Source organism: Pseudomonas sp. NPDC088368, from assembly GCF_044753445.1.
Taxonomy (GTDB): Bacteria; Pseudomonadota; Gammaproteobacteria; order Pseudomonadales; family Pseudomonadaceae; genus Aquipseudomonas; species Aquipseudomonas bambusae.
The window spans coordinates 255,734-273,345 of the sequence record NZ_JBIVNG010000008.1 but is presented as its reverse complement, the minus strand read 5'-3'; the positions used below and the strand labels follow the sequence as shown (position 1 = coordinate 273,345).

18 protein-coding genes are annotated in these 17,612 nt (G+C 54.2%); 14 read left to right on the top strand and 4 right to left on the bottom strand.

Features of this window, described 5'->3' with window-relative positions; all coding sequences use genetic code 11:
• The first annotated feature begins 18 nt into the window (after positions 1-18).
• From ACIQAL_RS19325 to ACIQAL_RS19290, 8 genes are all read left to right on the top strand, one after another.
• Positions 19-918, top strand: coding sequence for a LysR substrate-binding domain-containing protein (locus tag ACIQAL_RS19325; protein ID WP_401148362.1), 900 nt, complete (start codon positions 19-21; stop codon positions 916-918).
• A gap of 72 nt (positions 919-990) precedes the next feature.
• Positions 991-1,929 carry an AraC family transcriptional regulator N-terminal domain-containing protein gene (locus ACIQAL_RS19320; RefSeq protein WP_401148361.1) on the top strand — a complete coding sequence of 313 codons (939 nt, stop codon included), beginning with the start codon at positions 991-993 and terminating at the stop codon, positions 1,927-1,929.
• A 325-nt stretch (positions 1,930-2,254) separates the two neighbouring features.
• Positions 2,255-2,602, top strand: coding sequence for a hypothetical protein (locus ACIQAL_RS19315; protein WP_401148358.1), 348 nt, complete (start codon positions 2,255-2,257; stop codon positions 2,600-2,602).
• 211 nt (positions 2,603-2,813) lie between these two features.
• Positions 2,814-4,715 carry an integrase gene (locus ACIQAL_RS19310; RefSeq protein ID WP_401148356.1) on the top strand — a complete coding sequence of 634 codons (1,902 nt, stop codon included), beginning with the start codon at positions 2,814-2,816 and terminating at the stop codon, positions 4,713-4,715.
• Positions 4,712-5,677 (top strand): TniB family NTP-binding protein, encoded by a 966-nt coding sequence (locus tag ACIQAL_RS19305; RefSeq protein ID WP_401148354.1) that lies wholly within the window; start codon positions 4,712-4,714, stop codon positions 5,675-5,677. The genes ACIQAL_RS19310 and ACIQAL_RS19305 overlap by 4 nt, the downstream gene beginning before the upstream one ends.
• Before the next feature lie 362 nt (positions 5,678-6,039).
• Positions 6,040-7,812, top strand: a complete 1,773-nt coding sequence (locus tag ACIQAL_RS19300; RefSeq protein ID WP_401148351.1) for a hypothetical protein — start codon at positions 6,040-6,042, stop codon at positions 7,810-7,812.
• Between the two features lie 865 nt (positions 7,813-8,677).
• Positions 8,678-9,193 (top strand): hypothetical protein, encoded by a 516-nt coding sequence (locus ACIQAL_RS19295; protein ID WP_401148350.1) that lies wholly within the window; start codon positions 8,678-8,680, stop codon positions 9,191-9,193.
• Positions 9,186-9,446 carry a hypothetical protein gene (locus tag ACIQAL_RS19290; RefSeq protein WP_401148348.1) on the top strand — a complete coding sequence of 87 codons (261 nt, stop codon included), beginning with the start codon at positions 9,186-9,188 and terminating at the stop codon, positions 9,444-9,446. The genes ACIQAL_RS19295 and ACIQAL_RS19290 overlap by 8 nt, the downstream gene beginning before the upstream one ends.
• A gap of 176 nt (positions 9,447-9,622) precedes the next feature.
• On the opposite strand, the gene ACIQAL_RS19285 is transcribed toward ACIQAL_RS19290, so the two are convergent.
• Positions 9,623-10,090 (bottom strand): helix-turn-helix domain-containing protein, encoded by a 468-nt coding sequence (locus ACIQAL_RS19285; RefSeq protein WP_401148345.1) that lies wholly within the window; start codon positions 10,088-10,090, stop codon positions 9,623-9,625.
• A 1,008-nt stretch (positions 10,091-11,098) separates the two neighbouring features.
• Between ACIQAL_RS19285 and ACIQAL_RS19280 the strand changes: the two genes are divergently transcribed.
• From ACIQAL_RS19280 to ACIQAL_RS19270, 3 genes are all read left to right on the top strand, one after another.
• Positions 11,099-11,833, top strand: coding sequence for a metallophosphoesterase (locus tag ACIQAL_RS19280; RefSeq protein ID WP_401148343.1), 735 nt, complete (start codon positions 11,099-11,101; stop codon positions 11,831-11,833).
• 23 nt (positions 11,834-11,856) lie between these two features.
• Positions 11,857-12,168, top strand: coding sequence for a hypothetical protein (locus ACIQAL_RS19275; protein WP_401148600.1), 312 nt, complete (start codon positions 11,857-11,859; stop codon positions 12,166-12,168).
• 404 nt (positions 12,169-12,572) lie between these two features.
• Positions 12,573-13,256: a DUF6957 family protein gene (locus tag ACIQAL_RS19270; RefSeq protein ID WP_401148340.1), complete on the top strand. Its 684-nt coding sequence runs from the start codon at positions 12,573-12,575 to the stop codon at positions 13,254-13,256.
• Between the two features lie 83 nt (positions 13,257-13,339).
• Here the strand turns inward: ACIQAL_RS19270 and ACIQAL_RS19265 are convergent, their stop codons facing one another.
• Positions 13,340-13,741, bottom strand: coding sequence for a hypothetical protein (locus ACIQAL_RS19265; RefSeq protein ID WP_401148338.1), 402 nt, complete (start codon positions 13,739-13,741; stop codon positions 13,340-13,342).
• Between the two features lie 648 nt (positions 13,742-14,389).
• On the opposite strand from ACIQAL_RS19265, the gene ACIQAL_RS19260 reads away from it, so the two are divergent.
• Positions 14,390-14,740, top strand: a complete 351-nt coding sequence (locus tag ACIQAL_RS19260; protein ID WP_401148336.1) for a hypothetical protein — start codon at positions 14,390-14,392, stop codon at positions 14,738-14,740.
• A gap of 322 nt (positions 14,741-15,062) precedes the next feature.
• Here ACIQAL_RS19260 and ACIQAL_RS19255 read toward each other — a convergent pair whose 3' ends face one another.
• Complete coding sequence (locus ACIQAL_RS19255; protein WP_401148334.1) at positions 15,063-15,257, bottom strand: CopG family ribbon-helix-helix protein; 195 nt, start codon at positions 15,255-15,257, stop codon at positions 15,063-15,065.
• A gap of 109 nt (positions 15,258-15,366) precedes the next feature.
• On the opposite strand from ACIQAL_RS19255, the gene ACIQAL_RS19250 reads away from it, so the two are divergent.
• Together ACIQAL_RS19250 and ACIQAL_RS19245 are read left to right on the top strand one after the other, a co-directional pair.
• A complete protein-coding gene (locus tag ACIQAL_RS19250) occupies positions 15,367-15,699 on the top strand; it encodes a hypothetical protein (RefSeq protein WP_401148331.1) in 333 nt (110 codons plus the stop codon).
• 98 nt (positions 15,700-15,797) lie between these two features.
• Positions 15,798-16,307, top strand: a complete 510-nt coding sequence (locus tag ACIQAL_RS19245) for a ProQ/FinO family protein (RefSeq protein ID WP_401148328.1) — start codon at positions 15,798-15,800, stop codon at positions 16,305-16,307.
• Positions 16,308-16,652: 345 nt separating this feature from the next.
• Here ACIQAL_RS19245 and ACIQAL_RS19240 read toward each other — a convergent pair whose 3' ends face one another.
• On the bottom strand, positions 16,653-17,537 hold the full coding sequence (locus ACIQAL_RS19240; protein ID WP_401148326.1) for a LysR family transcriptional regulator: 885 nt from the start codon (positions 17,535-17,537) through the stop codon (positions 16,653-16,655).
• Between the last annotated feature and the right edge of the window lie 75 nt (positions 17,538-17,612).

Below are 17,612 nucleotides of genomic sequence, written 5' to 3'. Positions count from 1 at the left end.
ACAGCCTGGAGATTCTCAGTGAACATCAACGGCGCCCATTCCCGCCCCTTGCCGCCGCTCAACCCGCTCAAGGCATTTGAGGCCACGGGTCGTTCGCTCAGCGTCACACGTGCGGCGGATGAACTGTCGGTGACGCCTGCCGCGGTAAGCCGACAGATCAAGGCGCTGGAGGATTATCTGTCTGTGCAGCTTTTCCGGCGCATGCCTACGGGCTTGGAGTTGACGGCTGCAGGCGAGCGTTATCTGGCGGATATCGTGCCGTTGTTTAACGCCCTGCGCGAGTCCACCAATGCCATTGTCGGTGGCTCGACGCGGCGTCAGTTGCTGAAGATTCGTGCACCGGCGACCTTCGCGGTGCGCTGGCTGATTCCGCGCTTGGCGGGGTTCCATATTGCGCACCCGGCCATTGACGTGCAGTTGACCACGTCACCTGCCGCGCTGGATTTCGAGCACGAAGACCTCGACGGCGGCATTCAGTTGGGCGGCGGCGACTGGCCGGGGATCGGCACCCAGATGCTGACCCGCAACGAGTTGGTGCCTGTGGTGAGCGCGAGTTTTGCGTCGGATCTGCGGGCCCCCGAAGAGCTCGTCGATCAGGTGCTCTTGCATTCCCTCGCCCGGCTGGACGACTGGGCGTTGTGGCTGCGTGAAGCGGGTGTGCCTCAAGTCAACCCGTACCGAGGCATGCGCTACGAAACCTCGCTACTGGCATACCAGGCCGCTATCGAAGGCCACGGTGTGGCCATCGCTCAGAAGTCGCTGGTGAGTAAAGAGCTTGAGGCCGGATTGCTGCGCATGCCCTTTGACCTGGTTATCGATCGGCAAAGCTTTTCGTATTACTTCGCCTGGCCAGTGAACAAAACCGAATCGACGGCGCTCAGCACGTTTCGTGAATGGCTGAGCCAGCGGGCTGAATGAAGCTCACCCATCACAATGGGAAGCCTTGACCGCTCTACCGATAGCTGAACGCGGCGAGCAGGAGGATCGAACATGAGTAATGATGCACAAACGACTGAGCGCATGGTCCAGTTGATGGAGCAACTGGCACCGCTCGAAGGCTACAACCTGAGCCCCCTGGATGACATACGTTTTTTGCGTTCAAACCGCCCGCTGACCCGCACCCCCGTGCTCTATGAGCCTGGCATTGTGATCTTGTGTCAGGGCCGCAAGCGCGGTTACCTGGGGGACGACGTCTACATTTACGACGCCCAGCACTATCTGGTGGTGTCGGTGCCGGTGCCGTTCACGATGGAAACCGACGCCAGCGAAGAAGAACCCATGTTTGCTGTATACATGCGACTGGATTTCAAGCTGGCAGGCGAGCTGATTCTGGAGATCGATGAGACATTCGGCCCGACGGCAGCTCCCCCAAAGGGCATGTATTCCTCACCGATGGACGACCGTTTGCGTGAGTCCACCCTGCGCTTTCTTGCCGCCATGAGTCACCCGGTCGATGCGCAGATCCTCGGCCCGTCGCTGGTTCGCGAAATTTATTATCGGATCATCGCCGGCGAGCAGGGCGGCTCCATGCGTGCTGCACTCAGTAAGCAGGGGCACTTCGGCAAAGTCACTCGCGCCATCCGCAAAATCCACAGCTCTTATCAGGAGCAGTTGAACGTGGAAGCACTGGCGCAGGAGGCTAGCATGAGCGTCCCCAATTTCCATCTGCACTTCAGAACGGTTACTGACTCTTCCCCCATGCAGTACCTGAAGTCGACGCGGCTGCACCAGGCACGTTTACTGATGTTGCGTAACGATGTTTCGGCGGCAGCCGCGGCGTTCGATGTCGGCTACGAAAGCGCCTCGCAATTCAGTCGGGAATTCAAACGCTTTTTCGGTCGCACGCCTCATGCGGAGGTCGCGTGGATGAAGGCGACATATGCATTACCTGAGCCCAGTACACCGTCGATCTTCGTCTCTTCGCATTAGAGGTGACGGCGGGGGGCGATGTTTCGGCGTAAGCCAGTACTAGCTCAACGTGTTCGCCTGGAACCCGTGTGATGGACCTGTTCAATTTCACTTATCTCCGGCCATTCCCTAACCCCTTGAAATCACGAAACCAAAAATTTCGCTTTCACTAAACTCCGGCAATTTGAACCAAAAAAACGGTGATAAATGAAACCTACTCTATATAAATCAATAGGTTACATATCTCCGGTAATTTGGACAAGCGGTCTACACCGCTGGCCTCCTGCGTCTATTCTTTCCTCCAATAGCTTTCCGACCATACCGGTCGCTACCTTGGAGTCGAGCAATGACCTACGTAGGAGCTTTCGCCAATTCGGACATTCACCCAGAGCTGCTTATCGTCACCAGCATCCATAAGCCGCCTCGCGAGTTAGTTCGACTATGCAGGCTTTCGGATGGTGTCCGGCTTACGCTGCCCCCTTCGCGCGTGAGTGTCATCCCTGACGGCACCGGTGCGTTTGAAGAGCACATGGCTGTTGAAATCAAAAAAGCTCGGAAGCTCTACAGCGCTCAAGTTGCTCAAGAATCGCCTCAGAACGAGGGTCATTTTATGGATGAGTACCTCGAAATCACGTCCTTAGCTGACGCCAGCTATCGGCTTCCTGCCATAACTACGTACCTCACTCCAGCATGAATATAAGAGGTTTGCCCATCCTGAATATTCCATCGCCGTTTGCTGGAGACATATCTGCGTACGATGCGACCTATTGGGCCTTCCGCGCCCAACGCTCGGTTTTGTACGATCGCGATTGGGGGCCTACCGCGGCCATCTCTTCCAGGCTGAACTGGAGCAGCTGAAAGGCGATAAATACAGCACTAAAGACAAGTTACGGCAGCAGTGACCGATGGAATTCAAAGTCGGCGAGCCCGTGTTCAGCAAAGATCGCAGTGGCCTTTTCACGGTTACTGAATACGATGTTGCATCGGACAGCTATATCGTCCAAGCCTCAGACAGGCTGACAGGGCCTTTCCTCGCGCCACGGGGTAGCTTGGAGAAAATCAATTCAGAGGCTACAGATCGTATACGTGTTCAGACGCTGGCTGATGCCGAGCAGCGTGCGAAGGAGGACAGCGAACCCAAACCAGCGTCCCGCTACACACCTGAGCAGATCTTGGTGGCTAAGGCGAGAGAGCGAGTCATCAAGCCCTTGCACGAAGCTGCAGAGGTGACGAAAGAAGATAAGCAACACGCAATGACGAAGCTAGGCATTAAGTTGACAACTCTTAATGATCTTTTATCGAAATACCGTAAGTGGCCCAGTTGGGAATCTCTTATTCCTGGCAAACCAGGGCGACGCAAAGGCGATACCCGTTTTGATAAGGATATCGAAGACATCATAGCTACTGCTATCGTCGAGGATCATACTGGCCCAGGTGGGACAGTGAAGGCTGTCATAAATGGAGTTCGTGCTCGCTGTTTGCAACGTAATCAGAAAGCTCCGGCAGATGCGACCATCCGCAGACGATACGCCCAGATTTCAGCTCGCCAAGCTCTTGCGAGCAACAAAGGAGTGAAAGCTGCGCGTGACAAGTTTGATACGTTCGATAATGGAGTCTTGACCACTCACGCTCTGCAGATTGTCCATGCAGATAACAGCCCGCTAGACTGTCACGCCGTGGATCCTGAAACTGGAGAATGGCTCGGTAGACCCAACCTGACGATAATTGTGGATGATCATACTCGGTCATTCCTAGGGTTTTCGCTTTCGTATCGATACCCATCCAGAAATACTCTTGCTGATGCTATGTTGATGGCCTTAACGCCTAAGGTCGACCTTCTTGTAGAATTTGGACTTTCGGGATCGTATTTCTGGATACAGTACGGCGCCGGAGAGGTATATCGTGTCGATGGCGGCGGGGATTTGAATGCAAAAACTGCTTTAGCAGCGCTAGCTAAACACGGTATAGAGCCTGACAATCGAATGCGCCCCCAGAGTGGAGGAGAGGTCGAACGGGGATTCGGCAAGATAAATCCTTTTTTTATGCAAAGGTTGAAAGGTGCGATAGCCTCTAATCGAAAGATTGCACGTGGCGAAGATCCCCAGTCTATGGCGACGTATAGCGTTACTGACTTATTTATACTAATCATAACTCAGATTTGTATTTGGCATGAGACTCCCGGAGATGATGGCTTTACTCCAAACCAACTGTGGATCAAAAGCTTTGGAGTCCAGGATGGGGTGATAAAAGCTCCAAGGACTGTGAAGGATCCTCTTCAGTTTAGAATAGATGCCATGCATGAGTGCTATGTCAGAGTTCGGCGTGAAGGGATATTAACTTTAGGTCTGCTTTATAAAGTTGGGCCATACAGAAATAAAGTTGGCGCGCGTGTCCGGGTCAAACTTGACCATAACAACCTAAGGCGTGCCTGGGTTGAGTTTGAAGATAAATGGCATGTAATAGAGCTGAAGAATAACGAGGGTATCGACAAGAGTCATCCACTCTATGTTCCAAAAACGATGTGGGAGTGGAATATCAAGCGAAAGTCTGGTCTGCCCCGGGGCGAGGTGACCGATGTTGGACTGCACATGATTAATGATCAACGAGATCTGATGAAAACCCTGGTTACTGATCGCGAGCGGAGAAGGCTCGAAGAATCAGCTGCTCTGCGGGAGCGTGTGGCGTCTACGTTGCTCCCTACAGGCCTCGACAACGCTACAAAAGGTGTCGGCGACAAAAAACCTGAGGATGGCACTCAACGGCAGCGCGGCCCAGCCCCTCCGATGATGGGAGATGATGACCTATGAATCACCTCAATGAAAAGACTCAGCAACTGTTGGAATTGCCTCGCGAGGAGAGGGCCCTGGCCTGCATGCGCGAGATTTTCCTGCTGCACCCTACGGCGATGGCAGCTGAACAGAGTGTCCAACGGTTGTTGTCTTTGCCTCGTACCACCTCTAACCCCGGCATGTCCTTGGTCGCGCTCCCTGGTCTCGGAAAATCTTCATTGGGGCAACGGTGGCAAACGCAAAGCTCCATGCCGGAATCTGAGTGGGCGGGAAAAGTAATCTACATCGATCTCGTCAAGAACATTGCAAACCTCAACATCATGAAGCTCTTCCTGGCCGAGATTGGTACTAGGTTCCATAAAAGACCCCTTAACCAATCTTACCGGGACGTAGCGACGGCACAGAGGCTGATCAGGGAAAAGAACGTGCGCGGTGTGTTCATCGATGAGATCCCGCTGGTAGAACAGACGTTGTCGGAGAAGCGGATGAACCGAGAGTACGGAGCGATCAAAGGCTTTGCTGGCGCCGACTGGCAGCTAAATGTGATCCTGAGCGGGACACCTAAAGGGCTGAACAAGGTCTATGGGGAGGACGACACGTTGAAGTCCCGATTCAACCTCAGGGTGGCCACGCTCGCACCATGGGACAATGATTTTGAGGGTGAGTCGTTCATCCGAGGCTATCTGTACTACATGCCCCTGATGCAGCCATCAGTCGTGAATGACACTCTCTTGGCCAATCTGAAAACGTACGCCAAGACGACGGCTTTGGTCGATGGAGCGTACATCACATACTGCTCCCGCCGCGCGCTCAGAGATATCTTGGCGGAGGCTTGCCGTATGGCGGTGGAGAGCGGACAGGAATACATCAATGCCGACAGCATCATTCGCGCCTGGAACAGCATGCAGGGCAAGAACAGTGCTCTGAAAGAACTGAACATCCGGGAAGTCGCTGCGCAAGCGAATATTCCCGAACCCTGATATGAACCAACATCGGCGCCGTCATGCAGATGCCCCGAGCGGATTCAGCAGCACTGCTGTCGCTACCGACCTTGCTAGTCCAGCAAGTGTGATGGGCTCTTGCAGAGTCTACAAGAGCCCGAACAAACTTCAGGAGGACTCAATTTTTGGTCAGGCACGACACCCTTGAGTTTTGGTCTGATGACTCTGGCAACCAAGAAGCGCTGGACGACTGCCTCGATCTCTTGACTTGTCAGCGTGAGCCGGCGGTACTTGGTCGACGTGAAGTTTTGATGATCCTTGCAGAGCCTGGTTGCGGAGCCACGGCCTTTTCTAGGCAACTCAATTTCCAACTGGGGGGACGGGGACAACGGGTTCTACTGATGAACAAGGTCTCTGTCCTTGATCCTGGCCGCTTCAAATCCAATCTGGACGTCTCGCTTCAGATTAATGAAATTAGCAAAAAGGCTGGGTCTACCTCGGCTAGCCTGCATCGCTTGCAGCGAGCTGTATTGAAAGCCCGGCATTACGACACCTTCATTGTTCACGACCTTGAGAATTACGGGAGCGATGAGGTTGATGAGTCGATTAATGCGGCGGCTATTGTCGAGCTTATTCGAGGTAGCCCCGAGGCCAGATTCGTGCTCATGGGTGTCCCCTCTAAGGCTGGATGGATGAAGGTCGCGTTGAGAGATGCCAATATCGAAAGCAGAACGTTGCACCTGCTGCCGATGCCCGCTGACGCGCGGTTCGGTCACTTCATCACAAGTCTGGCTTTACGTCTCCAGCAGCCTTGCTCGGTAGAACGTATAGATGAGATAGATGTTGCTGCTGTGCATGCAATGTCGAAAGGGAAGGTAGGACTAGCGGTAACGACATTGATGCAGCAGATCGTCGATCGCTCTACAGAAACGTCAACCGACCACATCGAACACCGCAAACCCCACGAAGCGCACCAGCACCATTACGTAGCCGAGGTTACGTCTGAAATCTCCACCATGTGGGTCGAGGCTTATCAGGAAGATGAATCGGTTTCCCGCGATCATGGCGAAGCGGTAGGTAATACAGGAAGCGGTAAGCATACACCTGTCATCGCAGCGGAGCCATTTATGACGGATCTGCGGCATTCTTTTCCAGCCATAGACAACGAGTCTTTCTCCTCCTGGGTGGCGAGACTCAGCATGGTGGTGACGCACAGCTCTGAGCACATGCTGGTTGAGGAGCTCATTGAACTCTGCAGTAAGGGCGGAGCCGACCCTGACATGCAATTCGGCAATCTTGACCTGCTTCGATCGCTGAGCGTGGCAGATCGACTCTACATATCCGAGCACTTTAGAACGTCCGTGGCTGAGCTGATCCCCTACCAGCAGGCTCTCAATTACTGTCCAGCATGCTTCACATGCGATCTCGCAGCGGGTGTAAGCCCGGCCTGGCGACTTGAATGGCGACAGGCGCGACGGTGTGTATGTTTGCGGCACGCTGCGCCCGTGTTGCTTGAGAGACTCGGTACGTCGGGTTTCACGCTCTTGGACAAGGCCTGGCGAGCTTACGCGGAGTACATCGACAGCCCAGCCTCCAGGCTCACGACCAAATTTCCCCTTCAGCACTCATCTTCCAATCAGGCAGGGAAGGACAGCGATCGTCTTGTTGCATTGACGGCCAAAGTCCAATCCTGGTTCGAGGGGTTATCGGCTACGACTTCGCCTTCCGCAGATGCCGCAGAGTTCTTGTTGGCATGCTGGCTTCAAGACTCAAGCGAGACTGGCGCTCAAGGTTTTGCCCGATCGTACTTTTTTTCTCGTCCATCAAAGCCAATATCCGCGACAAAGCGTCAGCAAGGTAAATTGTCAACTCAACTTAAGCCAGACTCAGCGCGGCCTCGTGATGTCGCGGTTGGCTACTGGATGCTGGGAATAGCATTCAATGTGATTGGGTCAGCCGATGCGCTCTTCATAAGAGGCACTACTCAACCGTACTCTATCCCCTTCCCGGTTTCTCGCGACGAGGTTGGGATATTAGGTTTGCTTGCAATCAGTAAGAGGCAGAAAAGGAGTTACTTGGCCTTGGCAAAAACTAGGCTTTGCGAACATGAGTTAAAGAGCATCGCTTGGGCCTTTACAATTAAACGTCAGCGCAAGCGTCGGAACCGCGGATAATGGCGTGCTAACTTGACTTCAATATTATCCACTGTGAAGTTTTGAGAGGTGGCGCCAGCCCATCCCGACTTCGATTCGTTCTTGACCACCTCGATCGCGAAGCCAATCGCTCTACCTCTGAATTACTGAAGCGATCACGGCTGATCTGGCACTGAGCCGCTTGGCATTGTGCTTGGTACCCGACGCGAACCAGGCACAGTGAGAAGCCCGCTCTGACAGACCGACGAGCATGCTGCGATCGTGAACCTAGCAGCAGCTTTCCATTACGCGTGCCCAGGCGAAGGATGACGTCGTTTTAGGGTGATATTGATAGGGGCAGACGCCCGCATTCTGCGCCAGGTTCGGCTTGCTCATGTTTGACTTCGACTACAATCGACATGCCAAGCATGCGGCAAGACGCTGATGTCCTTGGGACTTCTCAACCATCGTGGCGCGGCATGGTTCCCTCGTATCCGTGTATTGGCTTCTATCGGGCAAGACGAGCGGCATGGGAATCAGGCTGATCCATCCGTCCCAGATGGCTTCATTTGTGCTATTTATCAATCTATTGACAAATGGCTGGTGCGAGGGCGTTAGCGCCACCTTTTGACAAAGGGGGTGGGAATTATTTCTTTCTGAGTAACAGTCGAAACGGCGGTGAACATGTCTTGAAGAAAACTCATGTTCCCGGAAATGAGGTCTATGCCTTGTGGTTTGCCATTCCGACAGAAGGTAATGAAAGCAGGCCTTTCGAAACATAATTAATTGAAAAGTAACAAGATTTCATCGTTATTTGTCGGCGTTCGATACAGGTTTTTCTCAAGGTCGAAGGCTATTATACTGGGTACGTCGTCTCTCGAATCCTCTCTCGAAGCCGGAGTCATTGATGGTCAGAACGCACACGCTTGTCGAGTACAGGCTCAAGGAGTTTGAGCTTGAGCAGGCCTTGCGCAACCTCAAAAAGCAGCAGGAAGAGCTTGATTACAAGCTGGACGTAGAGTTTTACCATAAGCTTGAAGAGCTGACCGAGCGCCATGGATACAGCATGACACAGGTGTTTGATCTGCTGATGTCACGGTATGAGGGGTCAGCTGAACAAGCTAGTGGTGGCGCCGGGGATCTGAACGCGAGAACTAATACTGCGCTTCTGGAAATGATGCAGCGCCTCGAGCCGAGACATGATCCATCGCCAGAAGATGTAGACGGCATGCCAAAAAAGTCTTCCACTGAGTGTTCCGCCAAATCAAAATCTAACTCTGAAGTGTATTCAAAGTCAGATCGAAATCCGGCTCAGAAGAGTGGATTTTATTCCCTTAACGGTCGCGGTACGGAGCATGATCTGAATCTGGCGACTGATGTGGAAGATAATGATTCTAAGGTCGGAGGAAAGTCTCATGACTAGCGTGGAAGAGTTTATCGAGCTTAGCAATAGAATAACGATGGAGTATGAGGCGATTGCGCCGCTTTTGCGTGATCCTGAAGTTGTTAAGGTCGCACATTTTTTGGCTGAATTAGATAACTTGGCCGGGGAATATGATTTCAGCTCACTTGAAATAATGGCGCTAATAGATCCTGGCCGCGCGCTGCAACTTGGTGACTCCAGATTTAAACTCGCCAAGACGCAAAAGCGTGGTAAGCGTGCCGTGCGCCAGTGAGTCCCGCCTGCGAACCCCAAGCGTCGCAGCCTCAGTCTTGGCAAAGCATTCGGCAATGCTGACTTCACCTGAATCTTGAGATCTGCTGCGGCCTCATGGCTCGAACAAAAAATGCGCTTGGATGGCGGATGCTCTCAAGCCCTCCAATCATAAGCACCATCAGCACCCTGAGGTCGTCAGTCACGATCGCGCCAATATCTGCTTACCGTCATCTTGTTCACACCCAGATTTTGGGATGTCTGAGCCTGAGTCAGCCCCTGTGTTTTGCATTCCTGAATCGACGCCCTCAAGGCCCGGTCGATCACCCGGCCGGCGGGGCGGGTGAGCAGCTCGCCACCGCTCAATTCAGAGCGGGCAGCAGCCAAGATGCCTTCGGACTCGAAGGCGTTCATCTGTGCGGTAAACTTTGCTATCAGATCATCGACTGTCAGGTCTTCTTTGAGCGCGGTGACCGCTCCGATGAGAGCGAGGGTGCTGATGCCCAGCGCGTCCGACAAATCCTGCAGCTTGTCCAATGTAGGGCTCGACTTGCCGTGCTCAAGCTGACTCAGGTACTGACGATTGCTCCCCTCGGGAATTGACTCCTGGGTCAACCCTTTATGAGCTCGCAGCGCGCGAAGGATCGCGGCTAAAGGTACCTTCATCGACACAGGCATTCCTCAAAACCGAGGATGTAGCCATGTTGTGCCGTAACACTCTACCGTATATAGTAGTCGTACAGTTACGGCGTTAGCGCGTGGCTCGACCCATCCCTGCGTGGGTACGGGCAGGCGGGTGAGCGCAACGGCTCAGGGCGACATCTCACTACCAGATATCAATTTAGCCCTAAACCGTGATTGTGATTTTTATCCTCTCGGCCTAGGCAAGCAGCAGAGTCCATGTCAGCAGAGGTTACGTCTGAGTGTCGGTAGTCTGCTGCGGTGTGGGCCTCGAGACTGGATGAGCCGCCAGTGCTGAGGCGGTTCACCGCAATGGGTACTTGGTGGGGAGGCGGGCACGGGCGGGCAGTTCTTGGTTGCCCGCCATTACTTCAAAAACGGAGCTGTCAGCCCTTTTTCGGAGTGCATAGACACAGGACATCAACACAGGGCATCACGTTGGGACAGATCGAGTGAATTGCTATGCCTACAGATTATGAACCCCTAAACACCCATCAGACCGCCGCGGAGATCAAGCCGACCTCGATTCCCGCAAGTGTCGAGCGTGCTATGGGCGTGCGGTTTGAAGTTTCAGCAACCGCTTACATGTGCTGCGCGAGGGTCGATCACGAATTCAACTGCCTGGTAGGTGTGGTTTACCAAGAACAACGAGGGCGTTTTCGAGATGGGGCGACCGTTCGGACGTCCTCCCTACAACGGCGGTTCGAGAGCTGCGGGTATCACGTATTCGAAACGCGTAACGGAAGCACATACGTCGTTTGCGAATGGGCACCGGACGGATTGAGCCCACAATTTTCTGGCGTACGCCACTAGGCATTTGGGACACGAATCCCGCAAGCCCAGCCGTTAAAGGCCGCATGAACTATCAAACGTATTTGAAAACAGCACAGCTCGTAACGGTGCCGGCGAGGTGGTCGAACAGGTGAGCAAATACTCACGCCGTGCAACCTCTAAACCACCTTGAAACACAGCAAATTCCTAAGTGACCGACCGATGAAGCTACGAATTTACTCAGACCTGCATAACGAATTTCACCGCTTCGACCCGCCGGCCGTCGATCCCGACGTCGACCTTGTCATTCTCGCGGGGGACATCGACAAGAAGGCCCGTGGCGTGAAGTGGGCAAATGAAACGTTCCAGTGCAAGGTGACTTACGTAAGCGGCAACCACGAATACTACGACGGCCATATCGACAGGACTCTGCGCAAAATGCGAGATGCCGCAGAAAGCCACGTCCATGTCCTGGAAAATGATTCAGTCATTATCAACGGCGTCCGAATCTTGGGCACAGCAGCGTGGACGGACTTTTCCTCAACGGGCGATCAGGTGGCCGCGAGCAAGATGGCCTGGGAGTGGATGAACGATTTTAACTATATCCGCGTCGATGCGGGTTACCGGCGGCTGCGGCCTGATGACCTGATCACCCGAAATCGCATCGCAAAAGCATGGTTAACCGAAAAGCTTGCCCAGCCTTTTGAAGGCAAAACGATTGTCATAACCCATCACTCACCATCGCCCGCAGTGGTGGGTACCAAGCATGACGGCCACCTTAACGCCGCGTACACCAATGACTGGCCGGGGCTTATCGAAAAGGCAGATCTGTGGGTATTCGGCCATACGCATCAGGCAGTCGATGTCGAGCTAGCGGGCTGTCGGGTCGTCTCAAACCCTCGGGGATACCCGCGAGAGCAGACGGGCTTTGATCCCCTGTTCGAAATACAAATCTGAAGAGCACCGATGTTTTGAAACGAATGATTGGATCGCACAAAATCAACTCACGCATTGCACCGAAGGCGGTCAGCCAAGCGCCGTTACCAGCAGAAGTCGAGCGTGCGATGACCTATGACTGGGGTGTACTTGTCGATGCCTATCTCATGGATGCCGGTCGGGTGGGGGATAGATACGCAGCCACTGTTTTCTGTGACCGCTCTGGCAGAGCCAGCGACGGCACGACGGTCGCAACGCCCGCTGTAGAGCACTTATCTACGCAGGGTGGCTTTCAACTACTACGTGCGGTAGCTGCGTTCGACCATTACGTGATCGTTTCCGAGCTCTCCACCTGAAGAGGTACTGATGGCGAGCGCGATTGAATGGCCAGCGCCCATCTTGAAGGCGTCCTCGGTCAATTTTGCCGAGCCATCACTGCTTACCTGTGGATGCCAGAGGCGATATTTCACTGTGTAATCGGAACGGTTTACATGGATCGCACGGGTCGCTTCAAAGATGGTCGCCTGATTCGAACGTCTGTGGTCATGTCGTTGTACGAAGAGGCTGGGTATGTGGTTGCAGTCACTATCGCCAAGAGTCGATACGTGCTGGTTCACGATCGGGAGCGAGCACATGCTTAGCCTACCCATACTGCATCCCATACCCCACAGGGAAATATTCATTAATCAAACGGCCGGTGCTGCGGCCACTTAATTTTCAGCACTGGCGTCCTCGTGGCGCCGATCAATGGAGTGCCAAGGTGCCTAAATCCGTGGGGCTGTTGGATTTGAGTGGGGAGCTACAGGATGGGGCTTCTTCCAAGGATATTTCGACCTTAGAAGCGCTCGGTGCGAATACCACCAAGGCGGTTTGTGGCCTGTATTCCTGGATTGTCCTTGACGTCCCGGACGCAGATTTAAACCAGGCATCGGCTTCGACGATAACGGAGAGCGGGATGGGAGGGGCTGGGTCTGATAAGTCAGATGCTGACCCAGCTCGCCTTCCGCGGCTGCTCTGCGGCCATTACGTTGAGCACCACAGCCGTGGAAGATTTCGGAAGGGTGACTCGATCTTGGCCGGCTACGCGACCCAATATGACGGTCGTGGCATTTTTCAGACCTCTGATACGATTTACATACTGTTAGGAAAGGGCTTCCGGCGGTCAGCCACTACCAAGACAGCGAGCTTCCTCCCTGAGGGATGGATAAACGCCAGTGAGTTGGTCATGGATCCACCGGGTCGCCCGTCAGGACTCAAGGCATTCAGGGCACTCAATGAGTCTAATGAAAACGTGTACTGCGATCTCCAGATGTCCGTTGAGCAAGCTGGTGAGCTGGCAACCTTGGTCAGGGGGCTTCGCCAGGCGGGGCAGCATCCAAATCTGAAAGAGGTTTTCCAGGCGATAGAGAACGAGCTTGAGACATCCATCGGGAACGCGCGATGACCGGCAGCATTTCTGCCTACCAAGCTAGGCTCAGGACTGGAATCCCCTCAATAGCCGAGACATCCTGCAAGCATCAAGGTCGCTTAGTGAAACCATGCTATGAGCAGCGCAACGCCAACTGGTAGAAGAGATACGTTCTTCAATTTCAGAACCATTCTGCCTAGTCGAGCAGCGATGGCCAGGCGTTGACCCAATTTGGCGAGCCCTTGATAAGCCTCATCGGTGTACACACGCTTGATCCCCAATCTTGAATGTAGGGTTCGCAGGTTGCGGAACAGGTAAGCCAAAATCGGCGCAAAGAAGACCACGACCAGTAGAGGTGCGAGCTCGTCAGGGAAGCCGACGGCGGCGATCGGATCTGTAATCTGCGCGGTTTGGTAGACACCGGCAATCAACATCGTCACTGCGAGGTACGCAATAAGTACCTGCTCTCGGGGTTGTGGATTGTTAAGGGCGGTCATGAAGGTTTTGGCGCGGGTTGACATACCATTATCTCCTCTGGATGTGCTGATTAGACGCCTCGCAGCCCCGGGGCGCAATTACACAGTTGTATCCGATATTTTCTCGCCGCTGGCCGCGTTTTTGTTTGCGCGGTACGTCCTGGTCGAATATAAATTTCGGCCAAGCAGGTGCTGGACTGGTGAGAGCCGGTGTCCAGTCTCTGTGGAATTTTGAAACCTCAGGAACGGGAGACGCTAGGGAATGCCACGGCAAATTCGAATCAACGAAGCGTACTGTGTAGAGTTAGGTGGGACTGTCTCGATTACCGAGGCACGTAGAGCGTATTTTTCCTTGTCTTCGCCCTGGCCCCGTTTCGCTTTTCAATGCTCCGACTCGGGGTGCTAAGCGCTTGACGAGCCGCCGACGATTACGGGCGTCAACTATTCCAGCCTACCGACAGATACCTACACGGCTGCCCATTTTCGCGATCCCGGGGTAGGCCATGCGGAGATTGAAACGCAGGTTTGCGACCTGCGGCAGGGTGGGGTGTTAAGGAGATCGTAAATTTGCAGGCGCAGTCTGCTGCTTTCTCTTTGGTACCAAACCACTGGTTTTTTTAAGAGCACTCTAGGTGCGTCCAATTTGGTACCAGTGTCGTACAACGTGCGTGAATCTTTCCAAACTGAGGTTGCGTGGATATTGATTTTGAAGCGCGGGTATGGAAGAAAGCGTCGCGGATCTTCGGTGCCCGGCTGAGAGACCTGATTGAGGAAGGGATCGATAGTTTCAAGCGTCAGCCTGGACACGATCATCCAACTCGTATGCATGCTTCACAGATCGGGTCGGCGGCATTCGACGCGCTTCAGAACGCTCTGCTCGCGCATGACATGCTCGAAGACGATTGGGGTGGTCACGGCTTCCTTGTGATCAGATCGCACCTCAGACTGCATTTAAGGCACTTTCTTCAGCATCAAATAATGCTTGCCCTCGGAACTGCTGATGAATTTAGCGAGAATCACCTGAGTACGGATCTCGGATTGTGAACATCATGGGGGGTAGCCTGGATGAATTTTCTGGGGAGGCCATATGGGTCATGAACTTCTACCGAGGCCGCTCACGCGGCAAGAGTTCGACTCGATGATGAGCGAGCTGGACGACGCGCAGGCTTGGATGATCGAGCAACTGCGCCGGCGAGCCAATACAGTTCAAGAATCTGCTTGCGACTCGGCAAAACCGAGCGGTGGAATGCTTGGAGGTGAAGCAAGTCAGCCGAGGCTGCAACTGAGCCAGCCGGACTAGACGTAAACCACTATTTTGATGCGTAAACCATCGTGGTTTACACGTTAAAAAGTTAATTTACAGGCGTCAGTGCGGTGCCGATAGCGGCGCTTCGGTGCTCAAACTTTCGGCCCAAGCTTTTACGGCTTGATGGTCTATCACTCTTCCCGAATCTACATCGGCCAGAGCCTTGCGTGTCAGCCGGTTCCGCTCTTCTTCTTGGTCTATCGAAGCTGACAAGGCCTGCTCAGGGTCGTTTGGATCGAGTTGTATAGGATTCATGGGTGTCTAGCTTCGCTCTCGGTGGAAGTAGCCAAGCGTCATCCTACGCTCGCTAGTGTGCGACTGATAGAATCGGAGCAGCAAATATGCCTTACCTCCGAGACGACGCATGACCCATGACCTGACAGAAGAAGAGATGCGCCGAGCGCTTTTCGGTAACGCTGAGCCTGCACCGCAGGTTGCCGCTGCCCCGACTCCAGAACCCGCCCCCGAAGTAGTGTTCGTGAAGCCGGCGGTGCCCGCAGCGAAGAAAAAAGCGGCGAAGGCATTCACTCCGCGACTTCAAGTCACGCTCCGCGTGGGTAACGAGTTTGAAGGCAAAACATTTGAGCTGATCCACGAAGCCGACACTCTCAGCAAGCTTTTGGCGGAGCAAGAAGCGGTGAAGGCGGCTAGGAAGAAATTTCGGTTCGTCGAAGTGATTTCAGTCAAATCTCTGTAGCCGAAGGATAACGTCTCGGCTGATCCGTAGTGCCGTATGCAATATCCTTTCACCCGGCAATGCACCCCGCAATCAACCTTCGAGCAGTGAATAGAACGATGGGTTTTGAACAATTAGCTGAATTACGTGACCGCCTGCGGGCTGAAAAAGAACCGCAAAATGCCGACAGCGCGAGACACATCAAGCACAAGTCTACGCCGCAGGCTAAGCCCCGTATCCAGGATCCGGCTGTGGAAGCGATCTGGCCGTTGCAGAAGCATTTTCCACTGGCGTTCCCTGTGAACCCTGCCCCGAAAGTTCCGCTCAAGGAAGGCATTCTCAAAGATGCTGAGCAGCACCTCGAACTACTCGGCGTGACCAGCGAGCAGCTGAAACTGGGGATCTCTACTTGGTGCCGGGGTGCTCGGTACTGGGCCTGCATGGTGGAGGGTGCGCCGCGCTTGGATTTGAGTGGTCAACCGACAGGCGTTGTTACCGCAACTCAGGCTATCCATGCGAAACAGCAGGCCTCGCGACAACGCGGTCAAGACCGACGAAATCGTGCGAAGTTGAAAGAGGGTGGTCAGGTTCTAACTGTCGTTGCTGCGGCGGAGCAGGCTGCGAACTGAATCCAGTCTAAGTGTGTTGGTGGAAGGCTCAGAGATATCCATGGAGATCATCAGCACGGCTTCAGGCAGCGCAGGTGACCAAGAGGGAGGGGCGGGCGCTGCCAACAGTTCTCGTGTAGGCCGCTTTCGCGGACGGCTGTCGTGAACCGAGCCTGCTCATTGCCGCTGGGTTTTGGCCCTGGCGGGCTTCCATCCTCCCACCTTCGGCCACGAGGTGCGCGCTCCGCTTGCGCATGGCGACGTCATTGTATTCAGAGGTTTGTTGCCCGGCTATTAGGCCGTTTGCCGGGAGCAAACAATACTTAGCTCCTAACAACGTACAACAGCTTTGTTCTCTTCTGAGATTCACGCGAACAAATCACGTTCCTGTTCGAACATACCCGCCACTGAGTCTGCGACTACTCGGATAGACGCATTTTTTCGATCGCGGCTTCGGGTAAGCAGGTAGACATCTCTGCTGGAGGGGAGCACACCGAGATCGCAGATCTGCAACGCTGGATCACTCCTGCCAATGTAGTGCGGAATCAAAGCCAGTCCGATGCCGGAGCGGGCAGCCAAGGATTGTAAAAACTGATCCTTGGCGCGAAATGCCACGCGCGCGCGAGGGAAGTGCTTCGTTAGCCAGGCCGCTTGCGTCAGGTAGGCATCGGCCTCGTTGAAACCGATGAACACTAGATCGCCTCCGGCTTCAGCCGTGCGACAGGCTTCTTCAGTGCCGTAGAAACCATAGCCAATGGTGGTCAATGGCCGCGCAATGATGTCGCCGTCTTTAGGGACATCCACGCGAATCGCGATGTCGGCCTCATGCCGTTCCAAGCTCACCGATCGAAGTGCTGGTGCAAGGTCGATGTTCAATCTGGGGTAACGGGCCGCCAATGCCGGGAGGCGGGTGATTAGAAAACCGTTGGAGAGGCCGGGGGATGAGCTAATCCTGATGAGGCCTGAGGGCGTTCCATCGTGCGTGCCATTGGTGAGCGCTTGGGCTGCGTCTTCCATTTCGCTGGCGGCCTGCAACGCGTGCGTGCCTGCCATCGTCAGGACATACCCGTCTGGGCGTCGCTCGACGAGTTTTTCTCCAAGGCTGTCCTCAAGAGAGTGGAGACGTCGGGCGATCGTTGCGTGGCTGACAGAAAGCATCCGGGCAGCTGCGGAAAGGCTGCCATGCCGGGCGAGGGCTAGGAAGACGCCGACATCTTGCCAATCGAGGGCTGTTCGTTTTTGATCAGTCATTGATCGAAGATAGGGAATTTTTGAACAGCTGACAACGCTTTATCTTCTGCTCAACCAACGAGCATTCAAGGAGTC